Origin of the sequence: Streptomyces sp. NRRL F-4489 (genome assembly GCF_001509485.1) — a bacterium.
Taxonomy (GTDB): Bacteria; Actinomycetota; Actinomycetes; order Streptomycetales; family Streptomycetaceae; genus Streptomyces.
This window is the reverse complement of sequence record NZ_LLZI01000221.1, coordinates 24,173-41,890: the sequence shown is the minus strand read 5'-3', so window position 1 is coordinate 41,890 and position 17,718 is coordinate 24,173. Positions and strand designations below refer to the sequence as shown.

At 74.8% G+C, this 17,718-nt stretch carries 19 protein-coding genes; 11 read left to right on the top strand and 8 right to left on the bottom strand.

Translation table 11 applies throughout. The features are described 5' to 3' along the window. The first annotated feature begins 250 nt into the window (after nucleotides 1-250). The gene (locus ADL22_RS16290) at nucleotides 251-1,039 is read left to right on the top strand and encodes a glycoside hydrolase family 25 protein (RefSeq protein ID WP_199836310.1); all 789 of its coding nucleotides are present in this window, start codon (nucleotides 251-253) and stop codon (nucleotides 1,037-1,039) included. A 67-nt stretch (nucleotides 1,040-1,106) separates the two neighbouring features. Here the strand turns inward: ADL22_RS16290 and ADL22_RS16285 are convergent, their stop codons facing one another. The 3 genes from ADL22_RS16285 to ADL22_RS16275 form a co-directional block, all read right to left on the bottom strand. Then, on the bottom strand, nucleotides 1,107-1,601 hold the full coding sequence (locus tag ADL22_RS16285) for a hypothetical protein (protein ID WP_066979259.1): 495 nt from the start codon (nucleotides 1,599-1,601) through the stop codon (nucleotides 1,107-1,109). Between the two features lie 96 nt (nucleotides 1,602-1,697). Next, complete coding sequence (locus ADL22_RS16280) at nucleotides 1,698-2,255, bottom strand: hypothetical protein (RefSeq protein ID WP_066979257.1); 558 nt, start codon at nucleotides 2,253-2,255, stop codon at nucleotides 1,698-1,700. 178 nt (nucleotides 2,256-2,433) lie between these two features. Next, nucleotides 2,434-3,258, bottom strand: coding sequence for a DUF4344 domain-containing metallopeptidase (locus tag ADL22_RS16275; RefSeq protein WP_066979254.1), 825 nt, complete (start codon nucleotides 3,256-3,258; stop codon nucleotides 2,434-2,436). A gap of 160 nt (nucleotides 3,259-3,418) precedes the next feature. Between ADL22_RS16275 and ADL22_RS16270 the strand changes: the two genes are divergently transcribed. Further along, on the top strand, nucleotides 3,419-4,702 hold the full coding sequence (locus ADL22_RS16270; RefSeq protein WP_079064201.1) for a permease: 1,284 nt from the start codon (nucleotides 3,419-3,421) through the stop codon (nucleotides 4,700-4,702). Here the strand turns inward: ADL22_RS16270 and ADL22_RS16265 are convergent. Next, nucleotides 4,629-5,057, bottom strand: coding sequence for a PepSY domain-containing protein (locus ADL22_RS16265; protein WP_066979251.1), 429 nt, complete (start codon nucleotides 5,055-5,057; stop codon nucleotides 4,629-4,631). The two genes, ADL22_RS16270 and ADL22_RS16265, sit on opposite strands and share 74 nt — an antisense overlap. 147 nt (nucleotides 5,058-5,204) lie before the next feature. Here ADL22_RS16265 and ADL22_RS16260 point away from each other — a divergent pair, with 147 nt between their 5' ends. From ADL22_RS16260 to ADL22_RS16250, 3 genes are all read left to right on the top strand, one after another. Further along, complete coding sequence (locus ADL22_RS16260; protein ID WP_066979247.1) at nucleotides 5,205-5,882, top strand: response regulator transcription factor; 678 nt, start codon at nucleotides 5,205-5,207, stop codon at nucleotides 5,880-5,882. Continuing rightward, entirely contained in the window at nucleotides 5,875-7,419 is a 1,545-nt protein-coding gene (locus ADL22_RS16255) for a sensor histidine kinase (protein WP_079064170.1), read from the top strand. Before ADL22_RS16260 ends, ADL22_RS16255 begins: the two co-directional genes overlap by 8 nt. A 108-nt stretch (nucleotides 7,420-7,527) precedes the next feature. Next, nucleotides 7,528-8,142 (top strand): carbonic anhydrase, encoded by a 615-nt coding sequence (locus tag ADL22_RS16250; RefSeq protein WP_066979244.1) that lies wholly within the window; start codon nucleotides 7,528-7,530, stop codon nucleotides 8,140-8,142. A 78-nt stretch (nucleotides 8,143-8,220) separates the two neighbouring features. Here ADL22_RS16250 and ADL22_RS16245 read toward each other — a convergent pair whose 3' ends face one another. Next, nucleotides 8,221-8,676 carry a cupin domain-containing protein gene (locus tag ADL22_RS16245; protein WP_079064169.1) on the bottom strand — a complete coding sequence of 152 codons (456 nt, stop codon included), beginning with the start codon at nucleotides 8,674-8,676 and terminating at the stop codon, nucleotides 8,221-8,223. Nucleotides 8,677-8,805: 129 nt separating this feature from the next. On the opposite strand from ADL22_RS16245, the gene nsrR reads away from it, so the two are divergent. From nsrR to ADL22_RS16230, 3 genes are all read left to right on the top strand, one after another. After that, nucleotides 8,806-9,249, top strand: a complete 444-nt coding sequence (gene nsrR / locus ADL22_RS16240; RefSeq protein ID WP_066979238.1) for a nitric oxide-sensing transcriptional repressor NsrR — start codon at nucleotides 8,806-8,808, stop codon at nucleotides 9,247-9,249. A 119-nt stretch (nucleotides 9,250-9,368) separates the two neighbouring features. Then, nucleotides 9,369-10,577, top strand: coding sequence for a globin domain-containing protein (locus ADL22_RS16235; RefSeq protein WP_066979235.1), 1,209 nt, complete (start codon nucleotides 9,369-9,371; stop codon nucleotides 10,575-10,577). 210 nt (nucleotides 10,578-10,787) lie between these two features. Beyond that, the gene (locus ADL22_RS16230) at nucleotides 10,788-11,237 is read left to right on the top strand and encodes a hypothetical protein (RefSeq protein ID WP_066979232.1); all 450 of its coding nucleotides are present in this window, start codon (nucleotides 10,788-10,790) and stop codon (nucleotides 11,235-11,237) included. A 31-nt stretch (nucleotides 11,238-11,268) separates the two neighbouring features. On the opposite strand, the gene ADL22_RS16225 is transcribed toward ADL22_RS16230, so the two are convergent. Continuing rightward, nucleotides 11,269-11,736, bottom strand: a complete 468-nt coding sequence (locus tag ADL22_RS16225; protein WP_079064168.1) for a nuclear transport factor 2 family protein — start codon at nucleotides 11,734-11,736, stop codon at nucleotides 11,269-11,271. Between the two features lie 350 nt (nucleotides 11,737-12,086). On the opposite strand from ADL22_RS16225, the gene ADL22_RS16220 reads away from it, so the two are divergent. Then, nucleotides 12,087-13,760 (top strand): GAF domain-containing protein, encoded by a 1,674-nt coding sequence (locus ADL22_RS16220; protein ID WP_066979593.1) that lies wholly within the window; start codon nucleotides 12,087-12,089, stop codon nucleotides 13,758-13,760. A 35-nt stretch (nucleotides 13,761-13,795) separates the two neighbouring features. On the opposite strand, the gene ADL22_RS16215 is transcribed toward ADL22_RS16220, so the two are convergent. Then, nucleotides 13,796-14,506, bottom strand: coding sequence for a response regulator transcription factor (locus ADL22_RS16215; RefSeq protein WP_066979229.1), 711 nt, complete (start codon nucleotides 14,504-14,506; stop codon nucleotides 13,796-13,798). A gap of 223 nt (nucleotides 14,507-14,729) precedes the next feature. Between ADL22_RS16215 and ADL22_RS16210 the strand changes: the two genes are divergently transcribed. Then, nucleotides 14,730-16,157: a globin domain-containing protein gene (locus ADL22_RS16210; RefSeq protein WP_066979226.1), complete on the top strand. Its 1,428-nt coding sequence runs from the start codon at nucleotides 14,730-14,732 to the stop codon at nucleotides 16,155-16,157. A gap of 151 nt (nucleotides 16,158-16,308) precedes the next feature. Then, the gene (locus tag ADL22_RS16205; protein ID WP_079064167.1) at nucleotides 16,309-16,794 is read left to right on the top strand and encodes a pyridoxamine 5'-phosphate oxidase family protein; all 486 of its coding nucleotides are present in this window, start codon (nucleotides 16,309-16,311) and stop codon (nucleotides 16,792-16,794) included. 69 nt (nucleotides 16,795-16,863) lie between these two features. Here ADL22_RS16205 and ADL22_RS16200 read toward each other — a convergent pair whose 3' ends face one another. Further along, nucleotides 16,864-17,463 carry a TetR/AcrR family transcriptional regulator gene (locus ADL22_RS16200; protein ID WP_066979223.1) on the bottom strand — a complete coding sequence of 200 codons (600 nt, stop codon included), beginning with the start codon at nucleotides 17,461-17,463 and terminating at the stop codon, nucleotides 16,864-16,866. Nucleotides 17,464-17,718 lie beyond the last annotated feature (255 nt).

The window sequence follows — 17,718 nt, the reverse complement described above, 5'->3', positions numbered from 1 at the left end:
GCTCGCCCTTCCGCATCACCGCAGGTCACAGCCGTGCATATGCGTGGTGCATGAAGTGCATCGGCCCGTGTGCGGCAGATAGTAGTGAGCGCCGGCGGGGGTGCGGCAGGGTGACAGGGCGGCGGCGCGAGCGCCCCGCGACCTCCGATTCCCCCCCTCCCCCGGCGCCGGGCCGCTCCGGCGTGCGCGAACGCGCCCGGACCGGGTCCGGGAGGGGGTGCGTCACTCACATGAAGGGACGTCATCCACCATGTCAACATCACCCTTTCGAGTGCGGCTGGCCGTTGCCACCGCGGTCCTGTCGGCCGTGCTCGGCTCCCTGGGCGGGGTCGCGCCCGCCGCGCAGGCGGCGCCGCCGTCCGCGTACCGGGTGACCGGCGTGGACACCAGCCACCACAACCACGGCCGGCGCGAGGCACAGGCGATCGACTGGGCGCGGGTCGCGCGGTCCCACAGCTTCGCCTTCCTCAAGGCCACGCAGGGGACCCGCTTCACCGACCCGTGGTTCCGGCGGGATTACGCGGCCGCCGCCCGGACCTCGCTGGTGCGGGCCCCGTACCACTTCTTCGACCCGCGGAGCACCGGCGACGGCGCCGCGCAGGCCCGGCACTTCATCGCCGCCGCCCGCGCGGCCGGGTACCGCGGCGACCGTCCCGGCGAGCTGCCGGCCGTCCTGGACGTCGAGAAGGTGCGGCGGAACGGCCGGGAGGTGTGCCCGCAACTGCTGCGGACCGAGCAGTTGCGGATCTTCCTGCGGACCGTCCGGACGGCGTTCCGTACCGCGCCGATCGTCTACACCAACGCGCCGTTCGTCCGGGAGTGCATGGGCGGCAAGGGCGGGGTGTTCGCCGGCAGCCGGCTGTGGCTGGCCCGTTACGGCAGCGGGACGAAGGAGCCGGCGCCGGTGCCCGGGGCGGGCCGGTGGACCTTCTGGCAGTACACCCGGGCCGGCCGCACCCCCGGGGTCCCCGGCACGGTCGACCGCGACGTCTTCCGCGGCACCCTGGCCCAGCTCCGGGCGCTGGCGCACCGCCGCTGACGGCCGTAGGCACCGGAGAGCGGGAGTCCGGCCGGTGCCGGGCTCCCGCTGGGGTGCGGTACGGGGGTCAGCCGGAGAGCAGGCGGTTGAAGAAGGCGCGGTAGTGCCGGAGGGCGACGCGCAGGCGTTCGGTGTCCGCGTCCTCGCCCTGCTTCCACTGCTCTTCCAGGCTCTGCTTGTGCTGGGTGAAGGTGCCGGAGAGGGCTTGCATCAGATCCGAGACCAGCTCGTCGGCGGCCCGGACGGCGTCCCTCGGCTCATCGACGAATCTGCCCTGGATGGCGTGCCAGCGGTCGCGGAACGACGCCTGGTCCTCGCTGGAGAGCAGGGCCGGCATCGCCTCCTCGCCGTTGCCCTCGCCCTTGCCGCCCTGGTCTCCCTGGTCACCCTGGTCGCCCTGGGTGTCTTCCGGGGAGTCGGGCTGGACGGGGCTTTCGGTGGGGGTGCTCTCTCCGGGGAGGGTGGGGGCGTCCGCGTCCGGGCCGGCTCCCGGGGGGCTCACGTCCGAGGTGGGCAGGCCGGCCGTCTCGGGGGGCGGGTCCAGTGCCGGGTCGTGTTGCATGGTTCCTCCAACCGCGGGGGGTGCGCGCCGGGCGGGCGTCCGGACGTGCGGGGTTGGGTGTGAGGCGGCTGGGCGGCGGGACGCGCCCGGCCGCCGTCAGGCGTGGGCGCGGCGGGACTGGCCGCCGTTGGAGAGCAGCTCCTCGAAGAGCGCGCGGTAGTGCACCATCGCGCCGCGCAACTGCTCGGTGGTGGCCCGGTGCTGGGTGCTGAGGCCGTCGATCTCGTGGGCCGCCCGGTAGTGTTCGAGGGTGCGGCCGTGCTCGACCGAGAGGTCCTTCATCCGCTGCTCGTAGTTCTCCGTCGGATAGCCGCGTTCGTGCATCAGCGAGGTGACGAGCTTGTCGGCGTCGTGCACCGCCTCTTCGGGCCGGTCGACGAATTCCTGCTGCACCCCTGCCCAGTCCCGGGTGTAACGCTCGCGACTGCTGCTCGGCAGGGGTTTGATCTCCAGGTCGTCATGGCGCTTTTCGCGCGCTCTCAGTTCTCGCTCGCCGGCCAGGCGGCTGTCGGAGGAGGCGACGGTGCGGTCGTACTCCGGCCCGAAGCGCTTCTGGAGGCGGCGGCGCCGTGCGACGAACGAGACTGCCGTTGCGATCAGAGCGATCACCACCACGGCGGGGATGATGATCGCCAGAAGGATCCCTGTCGACATGAGTCGATCTCTCCTTGCAGTGCATCCCCGGGGTTTCAGTTTAGGGCGGTTTGCGGCGGGTCTCGAACGGAGGAAGCGGCGGGCGGCGGGAACGGGAAGCGGCCTCCGCTTCGGGCTCGCGGGGCGCGGCTCAGAGGACGTGCCGCTCACACAGCGCGCCGCTCACAGGGCGCGCCGCTCACAGGGCGTGCTTCAGGTGGGGCTCCAGGAGGTGCTGCCAGCCCTTGCGGGCCTGGTCCCACTCGTCCCGGCAGCCCTCGGCGCGGTCCTCGGTGAGCCGCCGGCCGTCGCCGGCGAGGTCCTGGTGCCGGTCGGGGTGCGCGCCGTAGACATAACAGGCGTAGTTCGCGGCGCGCTGTCCGTCGAGGCTGTGCTCGTCGAGGAGATCGTCCGGGTCGAACGGGGTCTCCTCGGCGGCCAGCGCGTAGTCCGAGGCGGCGGCCAGCGCCTTGGTCTCACCGGCCGGGCCCTGGCCGATCAGCATGACCGCGGCGAACTGGTCCGCCACGTCCTCCTCGCGGCCGGTGAAGGGCAGCCCGAGCCGGGCGATCAGGGCGTGGGCGCTCTCGTGGTAGGCGGTCTCCTCCAGGACGGCGGCGGTGTGCGCGTCGCCGTCCCGGCCGGTGTGCGCGGCGCGGTCGCGTATCTCGTCGACGTGCTCGGCGCAGAAGTCGATGGCGCCGGTCTCCGGGTCGTAGGCCGGTTCGGCGCTACCGCAGGCGCGGACGACGAACGGGACGCGGCGCTCCACCCGCACCGCGGCGTTGAGCCGGTCCGCCGCGGTCTCCAGGACGCGGTGGGCGCGCAGGTACGCGGTGGCCCGTTCGGCGTTGCCGCCGGTGCGGTACTGGACGGTGAAGCCGCCGGGCTTGCCGGTGCCGCCGCCCTTGCCGGAGGGGGCCGGCGGTCCGGCCGGGTCCTGGCCGCCCGAGCAGCCGGCCACCGCTGCCGCCAGGGCCAGTGCCAGCACCGCGCGCGTCCCGTTCCCTGCCCGGCGGGCCATGTCTGCTCCTTCCGCCGCGCCGGCCGGCGCGGGTGTCGTCCAGGGAGGGAAGAGGGGGTTCCGGCTCCGGAGGTTCCACCCGGGTCAGGCACACGGGCCGCGCGTGTCCGTCCCCGTGCGGCCGGGCTCACCCGGGAAGGATGCGGGCATGCACGCCGTTCTGCACGCCGTTCTGCACGCCCTGGCGCTCACCGGCGCCATGGCCTGGGAGATCACCTGGGCGCTGGTCCTGGGCTTCGCGCTGTCCGCGGTCGTCCAGGCGGTGGTCCGCAGATCCACGGTCGTCGCGCTGCTCGGCGACGACCGGCCCCGCACCCTCGCGCTCGCCGCCGGGCTGGGCGCGGCCTCGTCCTCCTGCTCGTACGCCGCGGTGGCGCTGGCCCGTTCGCTGTTCCGCAAGGGGGCGGACTTCACCGCGGCGATGGCGTTCGAGATCGCCTCGACCAACCTGGTGATCGAACTTGGCGTGATCCTGGCGCTGTTGATGGGGTGGCAGTTCACGCTCGCCGAGTTCGCCGGCGGCCCGGTGATGATCGCGGTGCTGGCGGTGCTGCTGCGGCTGCTGTTGAACGACGCGCTGCTGCGCCGGGCCCGGGCGCAGGCCGAACGCGGGCTGGCCGGCGGGATGGAGGGGCATGCCGCGATGGACATGTCCGTGCGGCGCCAGGGCCCGTTCGTCCGCCGGCTGTTCTCCGGCGAGGGGCTGACGGCCACCGCGCACGTCTTCGTCATGGAGTGGGCGGCGATCCTGCGGGACCTGGTGGCCGGGCTGCTGATCGCCGGGGCGATCGCGGCGTGGGTGCCGGACGCCTTCTGGCGGTCGTTCTTCTTCGAGGGGCATCCGCTCGCCGCGAAGCTGTGGGGGCCGGTCGTCGGACCGCTGGTGGCGATGGCGTCGTTCGTCTGCTCGGTCGGCAATGTGCCGCTCGCGGTGGTGCTGTGGAAGGGCGGGATCAGCTTCGGCGGGGTCGTCGCCTTCATCTTCGCCGATCTGCTGATCCTGCCCATCCTCAACATCTACCGGAAGTACTACGGCGCCCGGACCGCGCTGCTGCTGCTCGGCGCCTTCTACGCCGCGATCGTCGCGGCCGGTTACGCGGTCGAGTTCGCCTTCGGCGCGCTGGGGCTCGTACCGGACCAGGCCCGGGCGCGGCTACCGGAGGAGGGCGTGCACGCCGACTACACGACCTGGCTGAACGCCGCGTTCCTCGTCCTGGCCGCCGCCCTGCTGGTGCGGTTCTTCCGCACCGGCGGACGGGAGATGCTGCGGATGATGGGCGGCGGGCCGGAGGGCGGTGATGCGGGCGGCGGTCATCCGGAGGGCGGTGATGCGGGCAACTGCCGCCCGGAGCCCGGCCGTTCACCCGGTGTCAGTCGTCGTCGTGGCCGTGATCGTGTTCGTGACCGTGATCGTCCCGGTCGTCGTGGTCGACCGAGTGGCTGAGCACCTTTCCGTCCGCCATGCTGACGTCCACCTCGTGCTCGACGCCGCCGGCGGTGTGGATCTCCACCTCCCACACCCGGGTGCCGTGGTCGTGGTCCTGCTCCACGGAGACGACCCGGCCGCCGGATACGACCGTGCGCGCGGCGTCCACGGCGCGCTGCCGGCCGATGTCCGCCGGGCCGGCGGCGGACGATCCGGCGCGGGCGTCCGTTCCGCCGTCCGTTCCGCCGTCCGTCGCGCCGGTGACGGCGACGGCGGTCGCGGTGCCGCCCGCGGCGAGCACGGCCGCGGCGGCGCCGGCCGCCAGCCAGCGCCGGCGGCCGGTGAACGCGCGGCGGATACGGGAAGTGGCCATGGGAACCTCCTGGTCGCGGTGGGCCGCCCCCGCCCGGTCGGCGGACGTGGTGCGGCGCGGTACGTCCCCCACCGTGCCGTCCCGAAGCTGAAGCGGACCTGAAACTCCCTGAAGAGCCCTTCAGGAACGGTCTGGCAGGCTGACGCCATGCGCTTGTTGATCGTGGAGGACGAAAAACGCCTCGCCACCACCCTGGCCAAGGGGCTGGCGGCCGAGGGCTTCGCCGTGGACGTGGCCCACGACGGCCGGGAGGGCCTGCACCGGGCCACCACCCAGGGCTACGACCTGCTCATCCTGGACATCATGCTGCCCGGGATGAACGGCTACCGCCTCTGCGCCACCCTGCGCGCCGCCGGGGACGAGACCCCGATCCTGATGCTGACCGCCAAGGACGGCGAGTACGACGAGGCCGAGGGCCTGGACACCGGCGCCGACGACTATCTGACCAAGCCGTTCTCGTACGTGGTGCTGCTGGCCCGCGTCCGGGCGCTGCTGCGCCGCCGGACCCGCGGCGGCAGCCCCGTCGTGCGGCTCGGCGACCTCACCCTGGACCCGAACGGCCACCGCTGCGCGCGCGGCGAGGAGGACATCGCGCTCACCGCGAAGGAGTTCGCGGTCCTGGAGTACCTGGCGTCCCGGCCCGGCGAAGTCGTCTCCAAGGCGGAAATACTGGAGCACGTCTGGGACTTCGCCTACGACGGCGACCCGAACATCATCGAGGTCTACATCAGCGCCCTGCGGCGGAAGATCGACGCGCCGTTCGGCCGCCGCTCGATCACCACCGTGCGCGGCGCCGGCTACCGGCTGGCGGCCGACCATGGCTGATCCGGCGGCCCCGACCGCGGCCGGCCCCGAGGCCACCGGCACCGGCACCGGCACCGGCACCGGCGAACGCCCGCCCCGCTGGCGGGGATCCGTGCGGACCCGGACCACCCTCGCGTCCACGCTGGTGGTGGCGCTGGCCCTGGTCGCCGCGGGCGCCGCGGTGCTCGCCGTGCTCCAGCGGAACCTCGTCGAGAGCGCCGGCCTCCAGGCCGAGGTGGCCGCCCGCGAGGTCGCCACCCAGGTCGCCGTCGGCACCCCCTTCGACCACCTCGAACTCCCCGACGAGGACGACCGGCCGGTGCAGGTCGTCGCCGCCGACGGCACCGTACTGGCCGCCGGCGACCACCTCCGCCACGCACCGCCGATGGCCCGCTTCGCCCGCGCCCCGCACCGTCCCGAGGACACCGACGACGACCGGGACGACGACGATGACGACGACCACGCCCCGGCGCGCGGATCGGCGGCCGCCGACGCCTCGTTCCGCACCCTCCCCCTGACGCTGCACGACGACCACCACGCCGCCGGCCAGGAGTTCCGGGTCGCCGCGCTGCTCGCCACCGCCCCGTCCGGCCGGACCGTCACCGTCTACGCCGGCGCCTCGCTGGACACCGAACGCCAGGCGGTGGGCGGCGTACGCGACGCGATGCTGCTCGGCCTGGCGCCGCTGCTGCTGGTGGTGGCCGGTGTGACCTGGCTGGTGACGCGCCGTGCGCTGCGCCCGGTGGAGGCCATCCGGGCCGAACTCGCCGAGATCATGGGCGGCGACCTGTCCCGGCGGGTGCCGCAGCCGGCCTCCCGCGACGAGGTGGCCCGGCTGGCCCGGACCACCAACGCCACGCTCGCCGCGCTGGAGAAGTCCGTGGAACGGCAGCGGCAGTTCGTCGCCGACGCCTCCCACGAACTGCGCAGTCCGATCGCCAGTCTCCGCACCCAGCTGGAGGTCGCGCGGGCCCATCCGGACCTGCTGGAACTCGACGGCCTGATCGAGGACACCGTCCGGCTGGAGCGCGTCGCCTCCGACCTGCTGCTGCTGGCCCGCCTGGACGCCGGCGAACGGCCCCGCGCCGAACGCCTGGACCTGGCCGAACTCGTCCGCGACGAACTCGCCCACCGGACCGGCGACCGCCTGCCGGTCACCGCCGCGCTGCCCGACGCGCCGGTGCCGGTCAGCGCCAGCCGCACCCAGCTCGCCCGCGTGCTGGGCAACCTCCTCGACAACGCGCAGCGGCACGCCGGTTCGGCGGTCCGCGTCGCGGTACGCCATGGTGACGGCGGCACGGTGGCGCTGGACGTCACCGACGACGGCCCGGGGGTGCCGCCGGCGGACCGGGAGCGGATCTTCACCCGCTTCATCCGCCTGGACGACGCGCGCACCCGTGACGAGGGCGGGGCCGGGCTGGGGCTGGCCATCGTCCGGGACGTGGTGCACCGGCACGGCGGCCGGATCGCGGTCGGCGACGCGGACGGCGGCGGCGCGCGCTTCACGGTGACCCTGCCGGCGGCATCGGCATCGGCATCGGTCCCGCGGAAGCCCTGATACCTGGCCCCTGGCCCCTGATTCCTGATCCGGACGGACTGCGCCCCCGGCCGGCCTCCCCACCGCGCACCCTCGTCACCCGATATCTCACGAATACGAGGTTCTCTCATGATCACTGCGACTACCACTGCGGCTACCACTGCGACTGCGGCTACCACTCCCGCTTCCGCCGCGCTCAACCACCGCCAGGCCCACGCCCCGGCCGAACTCCCTTCCCCCCGCGCGCTGTTCATCGCCTGCTCCGACTCCCGGGTCGTCCCGACGCTGCTGACCGGCACCGAGCCGGGAGAGCTGCACGAACTCCGTACCGCCGGGCACGTCATACCGCGCTACCGCCCGGACGCCGCGTGCGCGATCGCCGCCACGCTCGAATTCGCCCTGGGCACGCTGGAGGTACCGGACATCGTGCTGTGCGGCCACACCCACTGCGCCGCCCTCCAGGACGATCCGCCCGCCACCGAACTCCCGCTGGCCCGCACCTGGTTCACCCGGCCCGCGCACCACCCCGGCCGGGAGCACACCGCCCGGCGCCCCGGCTCCGGCCTGCCCCGCACCCCGGAGCAGCGCCATCTGCTGGCCCAGCTGCACCATCTGCGCGGCTACCCGTGCGTGACCCGGCGGCTGGCCACCCGCCGGCTGCGGCTGCACGTCTGGCAGTACAACGACCGCACCGCCGAGACGCTCGTCTGGGACGCCACCGCCCGCGCCTTCCGGCCGCTCTGACCGGCGGCCCGTCCGGCGCGGCGCACCCGCGCATCCGGCGGGCACGCCGACGGTGCCCGCCGATCACCGGCCGGTGGCTCAGGAAGCGGCGGCCCGGCCCCGGATCTGCATACCGGGGCGGCGGCGGTGGACGGTGAGGTAGGCCATCCCGTCCCCGCCCGCGTTCAGGCTCCGGGTGGAGCCGCGCGGCAGCCACACCAGGCTGCCCTCGGCGAGCGGCTGCCGCTCCCCCGCCGACTCCGCGGTCCCGCCGCCGGCCACCACGTAGAGGAGGACGTCGAGGTCCGGCTCGCGGTGGGTGTCGATCCGGCCGCCGGGCGGGAGCCGGACCAGGTTGGCGTCGAGCTGGCGGCCGGACTCGGCCAGCCGCCACAGCGCGCCCGCCGGCGCGGAATCGGCGGCGGCGAGCCGCTGGGCGTCGCAGAGCAGCCGCGGCACCGGCTCCCCGGCGGGTCCAGGACCGGGGCCAGATTCGGGACCGGGTCCAGGTCCGGCTTCGGGTTCGGGTCCGCCGGTGGGCGGGACGTCAGGCATCTGTGGTCACCCTCCGATGCGTATCCGTGATGGCGCGACTACGGGCACGAGGGGCGCGGCGGCCGCAGTGACCGTCGCCACCCTCCCCTGAATGCGAACCCTACATGCGCATTTGCTACCGTCGTTTTCGTGCGGTTGACGAAGTTCACTGACCTGGCGCTGCGAGCCGTGATGCGCCTGGCCGTCGCGGAGCGCGGCGCGCCCCTGACCACCCGCGAGGTGGCCGAGGCGATGGACGTGCCGTACACCCACATGGCGAAGGCGATCAGCCGGCTCCAGCACCTCGGCGTGGTCGAGGCCCGGCGGGGGCGCGGCGGCGGTCTGGCCCTGACCACCCTGGGCCACCAGGCGTCGGTCGGCTGGCTGGTGCGTGAGCTGGAGGGCGAGGACGAGGTGGTGGCCTGCGAGGGCGACACCCCGTGCCCGCTGCGCGCGGCCTGCCGGCTGCGCGGGGCGCTGCGCGACGCGCAGGAGGCGTTCTACGCCACGCTCGACCCGCTGACCGTCTCCGACGTGGTGGCCGCCCCCACCGGCCCCGTCCTGGTCGGCCTGACCAGCCGGCCCGCCGGCTGACCCAGCCGCCGGCCCCTGCCCGACTCCCGTCAGCATCCCTCCGGGACTCCCCCGAGGGTGCCTGGCCGAGCCGTAAAAACAAATACGAAGATCATTTACCAAATATAGAGGAGGTCGTGGTGCTCTCCGAGCAGTCCACCCCCGTCATCCGCGCAACCCTCCCCGCCGTGGGCGCCGCCATCGAGGACGTCACGGCGCTCTTCTACACCAAGCTGTTCGACGCGCACCCCGAACTGCTCCGCGACCTCTTCAACCGCGGCAACCAGGCCAACGGCGAGCAGAAGCAGGCCCTGGCGGGCTCGATCGCGGCCTTTGCCGGCCTGCTGCTGGAGCACCCCGACAGACGGCCCGACGCGATGCTCCAGCGGATCGCGCACAAGCACGCCTCGCTCGGCGTCACCGCCGACCAGTACAAGATCGTCAACGAGCACCTGTTCGCGGCCATCGCCGAGGTCCTCGGCGACGCCGTGACCCCCGAGGTCGCGGCCGCCTGGGACGAGGTGTACTGGCTGATGGCCAACGCCCTGATAGCCATCGAGGCCCGGCTCTACGAGGAGGCCGGCGCGGTGCCGGGCGACACCTGGCGGCGGATGGAGATCGTCGAGCGGCGCGCGGAGACCGCCGAGGTGCTCTCCCTCACCCTGCGCCCGGCCGACGGCGGCCCCGCCCCCGCCTTCCGCCCCGGCCAGTACGTCAGCGTCCAGGTCGAGCTGCCCGACGGCGCCCGGCAGATCCGCCAGTACAGCCTCTCCGCCGCCCCCGGCCGCCCCGACTGGCGGATCACCGTCAAGCGGGTCCGCGAGGAGCACCGCCCGGACGGCGAGGTCTCGAACCACCTGCACGACCACGCCCGCACCGGCGACCTCCTCACCGTCTCCGCCCCGTTCGGCGACCTGACCCTGATGGACGGCACCGGCCCGCTGCTGCTGGCCTCCGCCGGTATCGGCAGCACCCCGATGCTCGCCATGCTCAACCACCTGGCCGCCACCGGCTCGTCCCGGCCGGTCACCGTCGTCCACGCCGACCGCTCGCCGGCCGACCACGCGCACCGCGACGAGCTCCACGAGCTGGCCGGCGCGCTCCCGGGCGCGGATCTGCACCTGTGGTACGAGGACGCGGCCGAGCAGCCGGCCCCCGCCACCGGGACCGTCCGCACCGGCCGCGCCGACGTGGGCGCGCTCACGCTGCCGGCCGGCGTCACCGCGTACCTGTGCGGCCCGGTGCCGTTCATGCGGGCCGTCCGTGGCGATCTGCTGCGCCAGGGCGTCCCGGCGCACGCCATCCACTACGAGGTCTTCGGCCCGGACCTCTGGCACGGCCAGTCCTGACCGGACACCGGCCCACGGACCACCGGCCTACGGGCCACCGCGGCGGGCCGGCCGCCTGACGCCGCCGACCCGCCGCACCCCAGAACGACAGCACCGCACGCCCACCCCGGGACGCCCGCCCCCGGACCGCCCACCCCCTGGACACCGGACCGCACGTCAGCCAGACCGGAGCACCTGGCCCGGCCGACCCGCAGCGAAAGGACCCTCCGCATGCACGCCCTGGCCTCCGCTCACTCCCCCTCGGCCGCCGTCGCGGTCGCGGTCACCTTCCTCTGGCTCGGCATGGTGCTGGCGATCTCCTTCCTGGAGGCGCCGCTGAAGTTCCGCGCCCCCGGCGTTACCGTCCGCATCGGCCTGGGCATCGGCCGCCTGGTCTTCCGGGCCCTCAACGCGGTCGAGGCGGTGCTCGCCGCGGCCGTCGCCGTCGCGGTCGCCCTGACCACGGCACCCGGCGCGGCGGTCATCGCGCTGACGGCCGCCGCCGCGGCCCTCCTGGCCCTCCAGCTGGCCGTGATCCGCCCGTTCCTCAACCGCCGCACCCGCCGCGTCCTCGCCGGCGAAACCCTCCCCCGCTCTAACTCCCACCTCTTCTACGTCGCCGCCGAACTCGCCAAGACCGGCGTCCTGCTCGCCCTGGGCATCACCCTCCTGACGGCCTGAGCCGGCACCGCCCTGCGGGGCTGACGACCCGTCAGCCCCGCTCTGCGACCAGCGCGCGCTCCCAGTGCTGGGTGTCGGCGTACTCCCGCATGCTGACGATGGCGCCGTCGCGGACCGTGAAGATCGCGGTGTTCTTCTGCCGGTAGGGCCGGCCGGTGCGGCCGGTGCCCCAGGAGTCCCACTCGACGGACACCTGCTCGCCCTCGCCGAAGATGTTGGTGACCCGCGCGCCGATCTCGCGCTCCGGGTCGAGGTGGGCGAAGGCGGTGGCCAGGAAGCCGTTGATGACCTGGTCCCGGCCCTGCCAGGTGCCGGAGATCGGCAGGTCCCCGGCGTACCAGCAACTGCCGTCCTCGGCCCAGGAGTCGCGGATCACGTCCTGGTCGCCGGCGACCAGCGCGTCGAAGTAGCGCAGCACCACCTCCTTGGGGGCGCCGGCGGCCGGGCTGTTCTCGGCGGTGTCGGTCGCGGTCTCGGTCTCGGTCGCGGTACTGGTCATGGTGGCCTCCGTGGTCTTCCCCGGTGTGGGGTCTTCCGTTGCGGCGGTTCGTCCGCCTGGGCATGAGGACAGTCAAGCCGCGGGCCGCCGCCGCACCAAGGCGCAAGCGGCGTCAGCAGTCATCACCGATGGCGATCAATCCCGGCCTCCGGGGCGCGGCCCGAGCCCGCGCCCCCGCCCCGGCCGGATGGCCGGTCGCCGCCGGTGTCCGCCGGGCCCGCCCGAAGATCACGTACGCTGCCGGACAGACGTACGGGATGTTTGGGGAGCAGCAGGTCATGTCCGAAACGCAAGCGCACGCGCCGGCCGCGGAAGAACCCCGCGGGCCGCAGCTCCGCGAACCGGACCGGATGCGGAGCCTGCTCGACGCGGTGATGAGCCTGGGGCGGGGGCTCGAACTCCCGCAGGTGCTCCGGGGCATCGTGGAGGCGGCGGTCACCCTCACCGACGCGGAGTACGGGGCGCTCGGCGTGGTCGGCGGCGGGGGGCTGTCGCAGTTCCTGCCGGTGGGCATGGACGAGGAGCTGATCGCCTCGATCGGCCGGACGCCGTGCGGCCGCGGCATCCTCGGCGAGCTGATCCGCAACCCCGCGCCGCTCCGCCTCACCGATCTGGCCGACCACCCGCACAGCGCCGGTTTTCCGGCCAACCATCCGCCGATGCGCACCTTCCTCGGGGTGCCGGTCCGGGTCCGCGACGAGGTGTTCGGCAATCTCTACCTCACCGAGAAGCGCGGCGGCGGCGCGTTCGACGCGGACGACGAGGCGGTGGTGGCCACCTTGTCCATCGCGGCGGGGGTGGCCATCGACAACGCCCGCATGTACCACGAGAGCCGCCGCCGCGAGCGGTGGCTGGAGGCGCTCGGCGAGATCACCCGCAGTCTGCTGTCGGGCACGGAGGCGGACGAGGTGCTGCGGCTGATCGCCCGGCGGGCGATGGAGGTGGCCGGCGCGGACTGCGCGGCGGTCCTGCTGCCGGCGGCCGGTTCGGCGGAGCAGCTGTCGGTGGCGGTGGCCTGCGGTACGGGCGCGAGCCGGATCGCCGGACTGCGGGTGCCGGTGGACGGTTCGCTGCCCGGGATGGCGGTGCGCGGCGGGCAGCCGGTGGTCACCGACGATCTGCGCGCCGACCCCCGGGCGTATCCGCTCGGTACGGACCGTACGGACGGTCCCGGGGCGGCGGACGACTCCAACTCCGGGGCCGGGGCCGGGTCCGGTTCCGGCGAGGAGGTCTACGGGCCGGCGGTCGCCGTTCCGCTCCAGGTGGACACCGGGTGCGGAGCGCTGCGGCTGTGCCGGCTGGCGGACCGGCCGCCGTTCGACGACACCGAGGTCCGCTTGATATCCGGCTTCGCCGATCAGGCGGTGATCGCGCTGGAACTCGCCCGCCGGCGCGCCGAGTCGGAGGAGCTGACGGTCCTGCACGACCGCGACCGGATCGCCCGGGACCTGCACGATCTGGCCATTCAGCGGCTGTTCGCCACCGGCATCACCCTGCAGAGCGCGACCCGGCTGATCGACCGGCCGGAGGCGGCCGAACGGGTCGGGCGCGCGGTCGGCGATCTGGACACCACCATCAAGATCATCCGGTCCACCATCTTCGGGCTGCGCACCACCGGGGACGGCGCACCGGACCGCGGACTGCGCCGCGACCTCACCGACACCGTGAGCCGCGCGGCCGGACCGCTCGGCTTCGCCCCGGCGCTGCGGATCGACGGCCCGGTGGACGCCGCGGTCCCGGAGGAGGTGGCCCAGCACCTGGTGGCGGTGGCCGCCGAGGCGCTGAGCAACGCCGCCCGGCACGCCCGCGCCCGCCGCGTGGACGTCGCGGTCGCGGCGACCGCCGGCGAGGTGGCGCTGACGGTGACGGACGACGGGGTGGGCCTGCCGGCCGGCGGTTCCGGGCACATCGGCGGACTGGCCAACATGCGGGCGCGGGCGGAGATGCTCGGCGGCCGCTTCGAGGCCGGCACGCCGGAGGGCGGCGGCACCCGCCTGGTGTGGCGGGTGCCCCTGCCCGGCTGACCCCGAGCCGCCGGCCGTATGTCATCGAGGACCGCTCAGTCCCGCCCCTCCCGCAGCCGCTCCGCCACCATCGCCGCCTGGACCCGGCGCCCCACCCCCAGCTTGGCCAGGATGGCGGAGACCCGGTTCTTCACCGTCTTCTCGGCGAGGAACAGCCGGTCCGCGATCTGACGGTTCGTCAAACCTTCGGTGATCAGGTCCAGTACCTCCCGCTCGCGCGGCGAGAGCCGGTCCAGGACCGAGGCGGCGGACTCCTCGGCCGGCTCCCGGGCCGGGCCGCGCAGCCGGGCCATCACCCGGGCCGCCGTGCGCGGGTCCAGCATCGACTCCCCCGCCGCGACCGTCCGCACCGCGCGCACCAGCGCCGAGCCGTCGATCTGCTTGAGCACATAGCCGGCCGCCCCCGCCATGATGGCGTCGAACAGCGCCTCGTCGTCATCGAACGAGGTCAGCATCAGGCAGGCCAGCTCCGGCATCCGGGCCCGCAGTTCCCGGCAGACCTCGATGCCCTCCTGGTCACTGCCCGACCCGTCGCCGCCCAGCCGCACGTCGAGGACGGCCACCTGGGGCCGGACGGCCGGGACCCGGGCGAGGGCCTGCCGGGCGTCCCCCGCCTCCCCCACCACCTCGATGTCGTCCTCCGCCTCCAGGAGATCCCGTACGCCGCGGCGCACCACCTCGTGGTCGTCCAGGATGAAGACCCGCAGCGGTGCGGCGGGGGCCGGGGTGGCAGGGTGCTGGTTCATTCACGCTCGCTTGGTCGTTCGTCCGCTTGGTCGTTCGCCGCTTCCCGCCGGGGCGCCGGGCGGGCCGGTGCGGGGCCGGCAGCAGGGCCCCGACCCCGAGGTTCGCCCGGTCCGCCGGGCCCGCGCAAGGGCCAAACGGCCCCCGGAGCAGGGTCCTTCGGCCGTCACGGCCCGTTGTGATACTGGCGCCCTCCGTCAGGACCCCGTTCAGAAGGTGGACACCATGCACCAGTCCCGCCGGTCCCCGCGACCCCTGCCCGGCGGCCGGCCCGTCCCGCCCGCCCGCGACACCGTCGGCGACGAGTACCACGCCCTGCTCGCCCGGCACGACGCGATGCGGCTGCGGCGGCGCATCCTCGGCCAGGGCCGGTCCCCGGCCCCGGATTTAACGCCCGCCTACGACGGCGCCGCCGACCAGCGCCTGATCACCCAGTACCTGGACCTGGTCACCCCGTTCGGCGAGCTGATCGCGCACCTCTACGACGAGATGTTCGCCCGCCGGCCGTCGCTGCGGTCGCTGTTCCCGGCGTCCATGGAGTTCCAGCGGGCCCATCTGGCCCGGGCGTTCTGGTACCTGATCGAGAATCTGCACCGGACCGACGAGGTCGCCGCGTACTTCCGGCAGCTCGGCCACGACCACCGCAAGCTGGGGGTGCGGCCGGCGCACTACGAGGCGTTCGAGACCGCGCTGCGGGCGGCGCTGCGGCGCTCGGCCGGGCCTCGCTGGGCGGAGGCCGTGGAGGAGGCGTGGGTGCGGATGCTGCGGTTCGCCGTCGCGTCGATGGTGGCGGGCGCCGAGGCGGCGCTGGCCGAACCGCCGTGCTGGCGCGGCACGGTGACGGCCCATGAGCGGCGCCGCCCGGACCTCGCGGTGCTGCGGGTCCGGGTGCACGAGCCGTATCCGTACCGGGCCGGGCAGTACGCGGCGGTGGAGTCGCCGCTGATGCCGCAGGCGTGGCGGCACTACTCCCTGGCGTGCGCGCCGCGGGCCGACGGCGAGCTGGAGTTCCACATCCGGCAAACGGGGCCCGGCGGGGTCAGCGAGGCACTGGTCAGCCGCACCGAGCCGGGCGACATCCTGCGGCTGGGCCCGGCGCACGGCACCATGGCGCTCGGCCCGGAGGACCACGCCGGCGAGGTGCTGATGGTGGCCGGCGGCACGGGCTGGGCGCCGGTCAAGGCGCTGCTGGAGGAGTGGGCCGGCCGCCGGCGCGGGGCGGGCGGGCTGCCGGTGCGCCCGGCCGGCCGGGTCCACCTCTTCGTCGGCGCGCGCAGCCGCGCCGAGCTGTACGACGCCGGGGCGCTGGCCCAACTCGCGGCGCGGAACCGGTGGTTGCGGGTGGTGCGGGTGCTGGACGAGGAGGCCGCCCGGGGCGCCGGGCGCTCACCGGGCGAGTACGGCCCGCTGGCCGAGGCGGTGGCCCGGGACGGGTCCTGGGCCGGTGCGCTGGCCTTCGTCAGCGGTCCGGCGGCCATGGTCGGCGCCACCGTCGCCCGGCTGACCGCGGCCGGGCTGCCGGCCGGCCGGATCCGCCACGACCCGCTCCCGGACGCGCTGCCCGCGGCGGCGGCGCGCGCCACGGCGTACGCGGCGGACGCGGGGAGCGCGGGCGGCGTGGACGACGCGGCGATGACGGGGGCAGCCCGCTGACGTAACGGGCCGCCGCCCTGCCGGCGTCCCCGGGGCGGGGCGCCGGCGGGGTCGAACGGCCCCTGGCGCGACCGACCCCCAGGGCGTTGACTGGGCGTGGCCGCCGCGCAGCGCGGCCGCCGCCGACGCACCGAGGAGACAGGGAGCCGCCGTGCACGACCTTCCGGCCCGGCACACCACCACCGCCGCCGACCCCTGCCTGGCGGACTGGGCCGACCGCGCGGCCTCCCGCCGCAGCAGCGCGCTGGACCGCGCCGAGGCGCTGCGGCTGCTCGGCAGCGTCTCGCTGGGCCGGATCGTCTTCACCCAGGACGCGCTGCCGGCCATCCGCCCGGTGAACCACCTCCTGCACCACGGCGCGGTGATCCTGCGGACCCACGAGGGCGCGGTGCTGGCGGCGCTGGCCCGGCAGGCGGCGGACGAGGGCGTGGTGGTCGCCTACGAGGCGGACGCCATCGACCCGGCCACCCACTGCGGCTGGAGCGTGGTGGTGACCGGCTACTGCCGCCTGGTGACGGACCCGGACGACCGGGCGCACTACCAGGCGCTGCTGCACCCCTGGACCGACCACCGGATGGAACACGTCCTGCGGATCCGCCCGGATCTGGTCACCGGCGTCCGGCTGTCCGCCAACTGACGCGCGGCGCACCCCTTTCACGAACGCCTCTCAAGCACCCCGTACGAACACCCCCTTCACGCACCCCGTTCACGGGCACCGCCCGGCGCCGTCCCCCCGGGGCGCGCCGGCCCGCAGCCCGTCCATCACCAGGTCCAGCAGGCGCTCGGCGCGGGCGCGTCCGCCGGCCTGCGGATCGAGCTGCCACAGGCCGGCGATGGCCAGCAGGAAGTCGTCGGCGGTGACGCCGGGGCGGATGGTGCCGGCCTCCTCGTTCGCGGTGAGCAGGAGGGTGACGGCGGCGGTGAGCGGGCCGCGGCTCAGGGCGGCGAAGGTGCCGTGCGGGGCGGTGGCCTGGCGCAGGGCGGCGGCCAGGCCCGCTTTGGTCATGGCGTAGCGGGCGAGGTGGTCCATCCAGGCGCGCAGGGCCCGGTCGGGCGGCCGGGTGGCCAGGAGGCGGTCGGCGGCGTCGCGGAGCTGCTGGACCTCGTGGCGGTAGACCTCCAGGACGAGGGCCTCGCGGTTGGGGAAGTTGCGGTAGAAGGTGCCCTGTCCGACACCGGCCTTCCGGGCGATCGCGCTGAGCGGGGCGTCGGCGGAGCGGGTCAGCTCGGCCAGCGCGACCGCCAGGATGCGGTCGCGGTTCCGCCGGGCGTCCGAGCGCCGGGGCGTGTCCTCAGGGCGGTGCACGCTTCTCCTCCCGGGAATGGCCGGTGAGTTGGGCTTGTTGCGGTGGAGCGGCCGCGCGGACAAACCCCCTTGCTAACCGGACAACTGTCCGTTAGGTTTCCACGGTAGCGGACAGCTGTCCGCTTCGTGACCACCATAGCGGCAGCCGAGCGGGGGGATCCGGCCGGCCCGGAAGCCCGGCGGCCACCGGGACCGGTCTCCCGCCCGCCGTACCCACCGCATCCGCCCGCCCGTAGCACCCCCGCGCGCGGACCT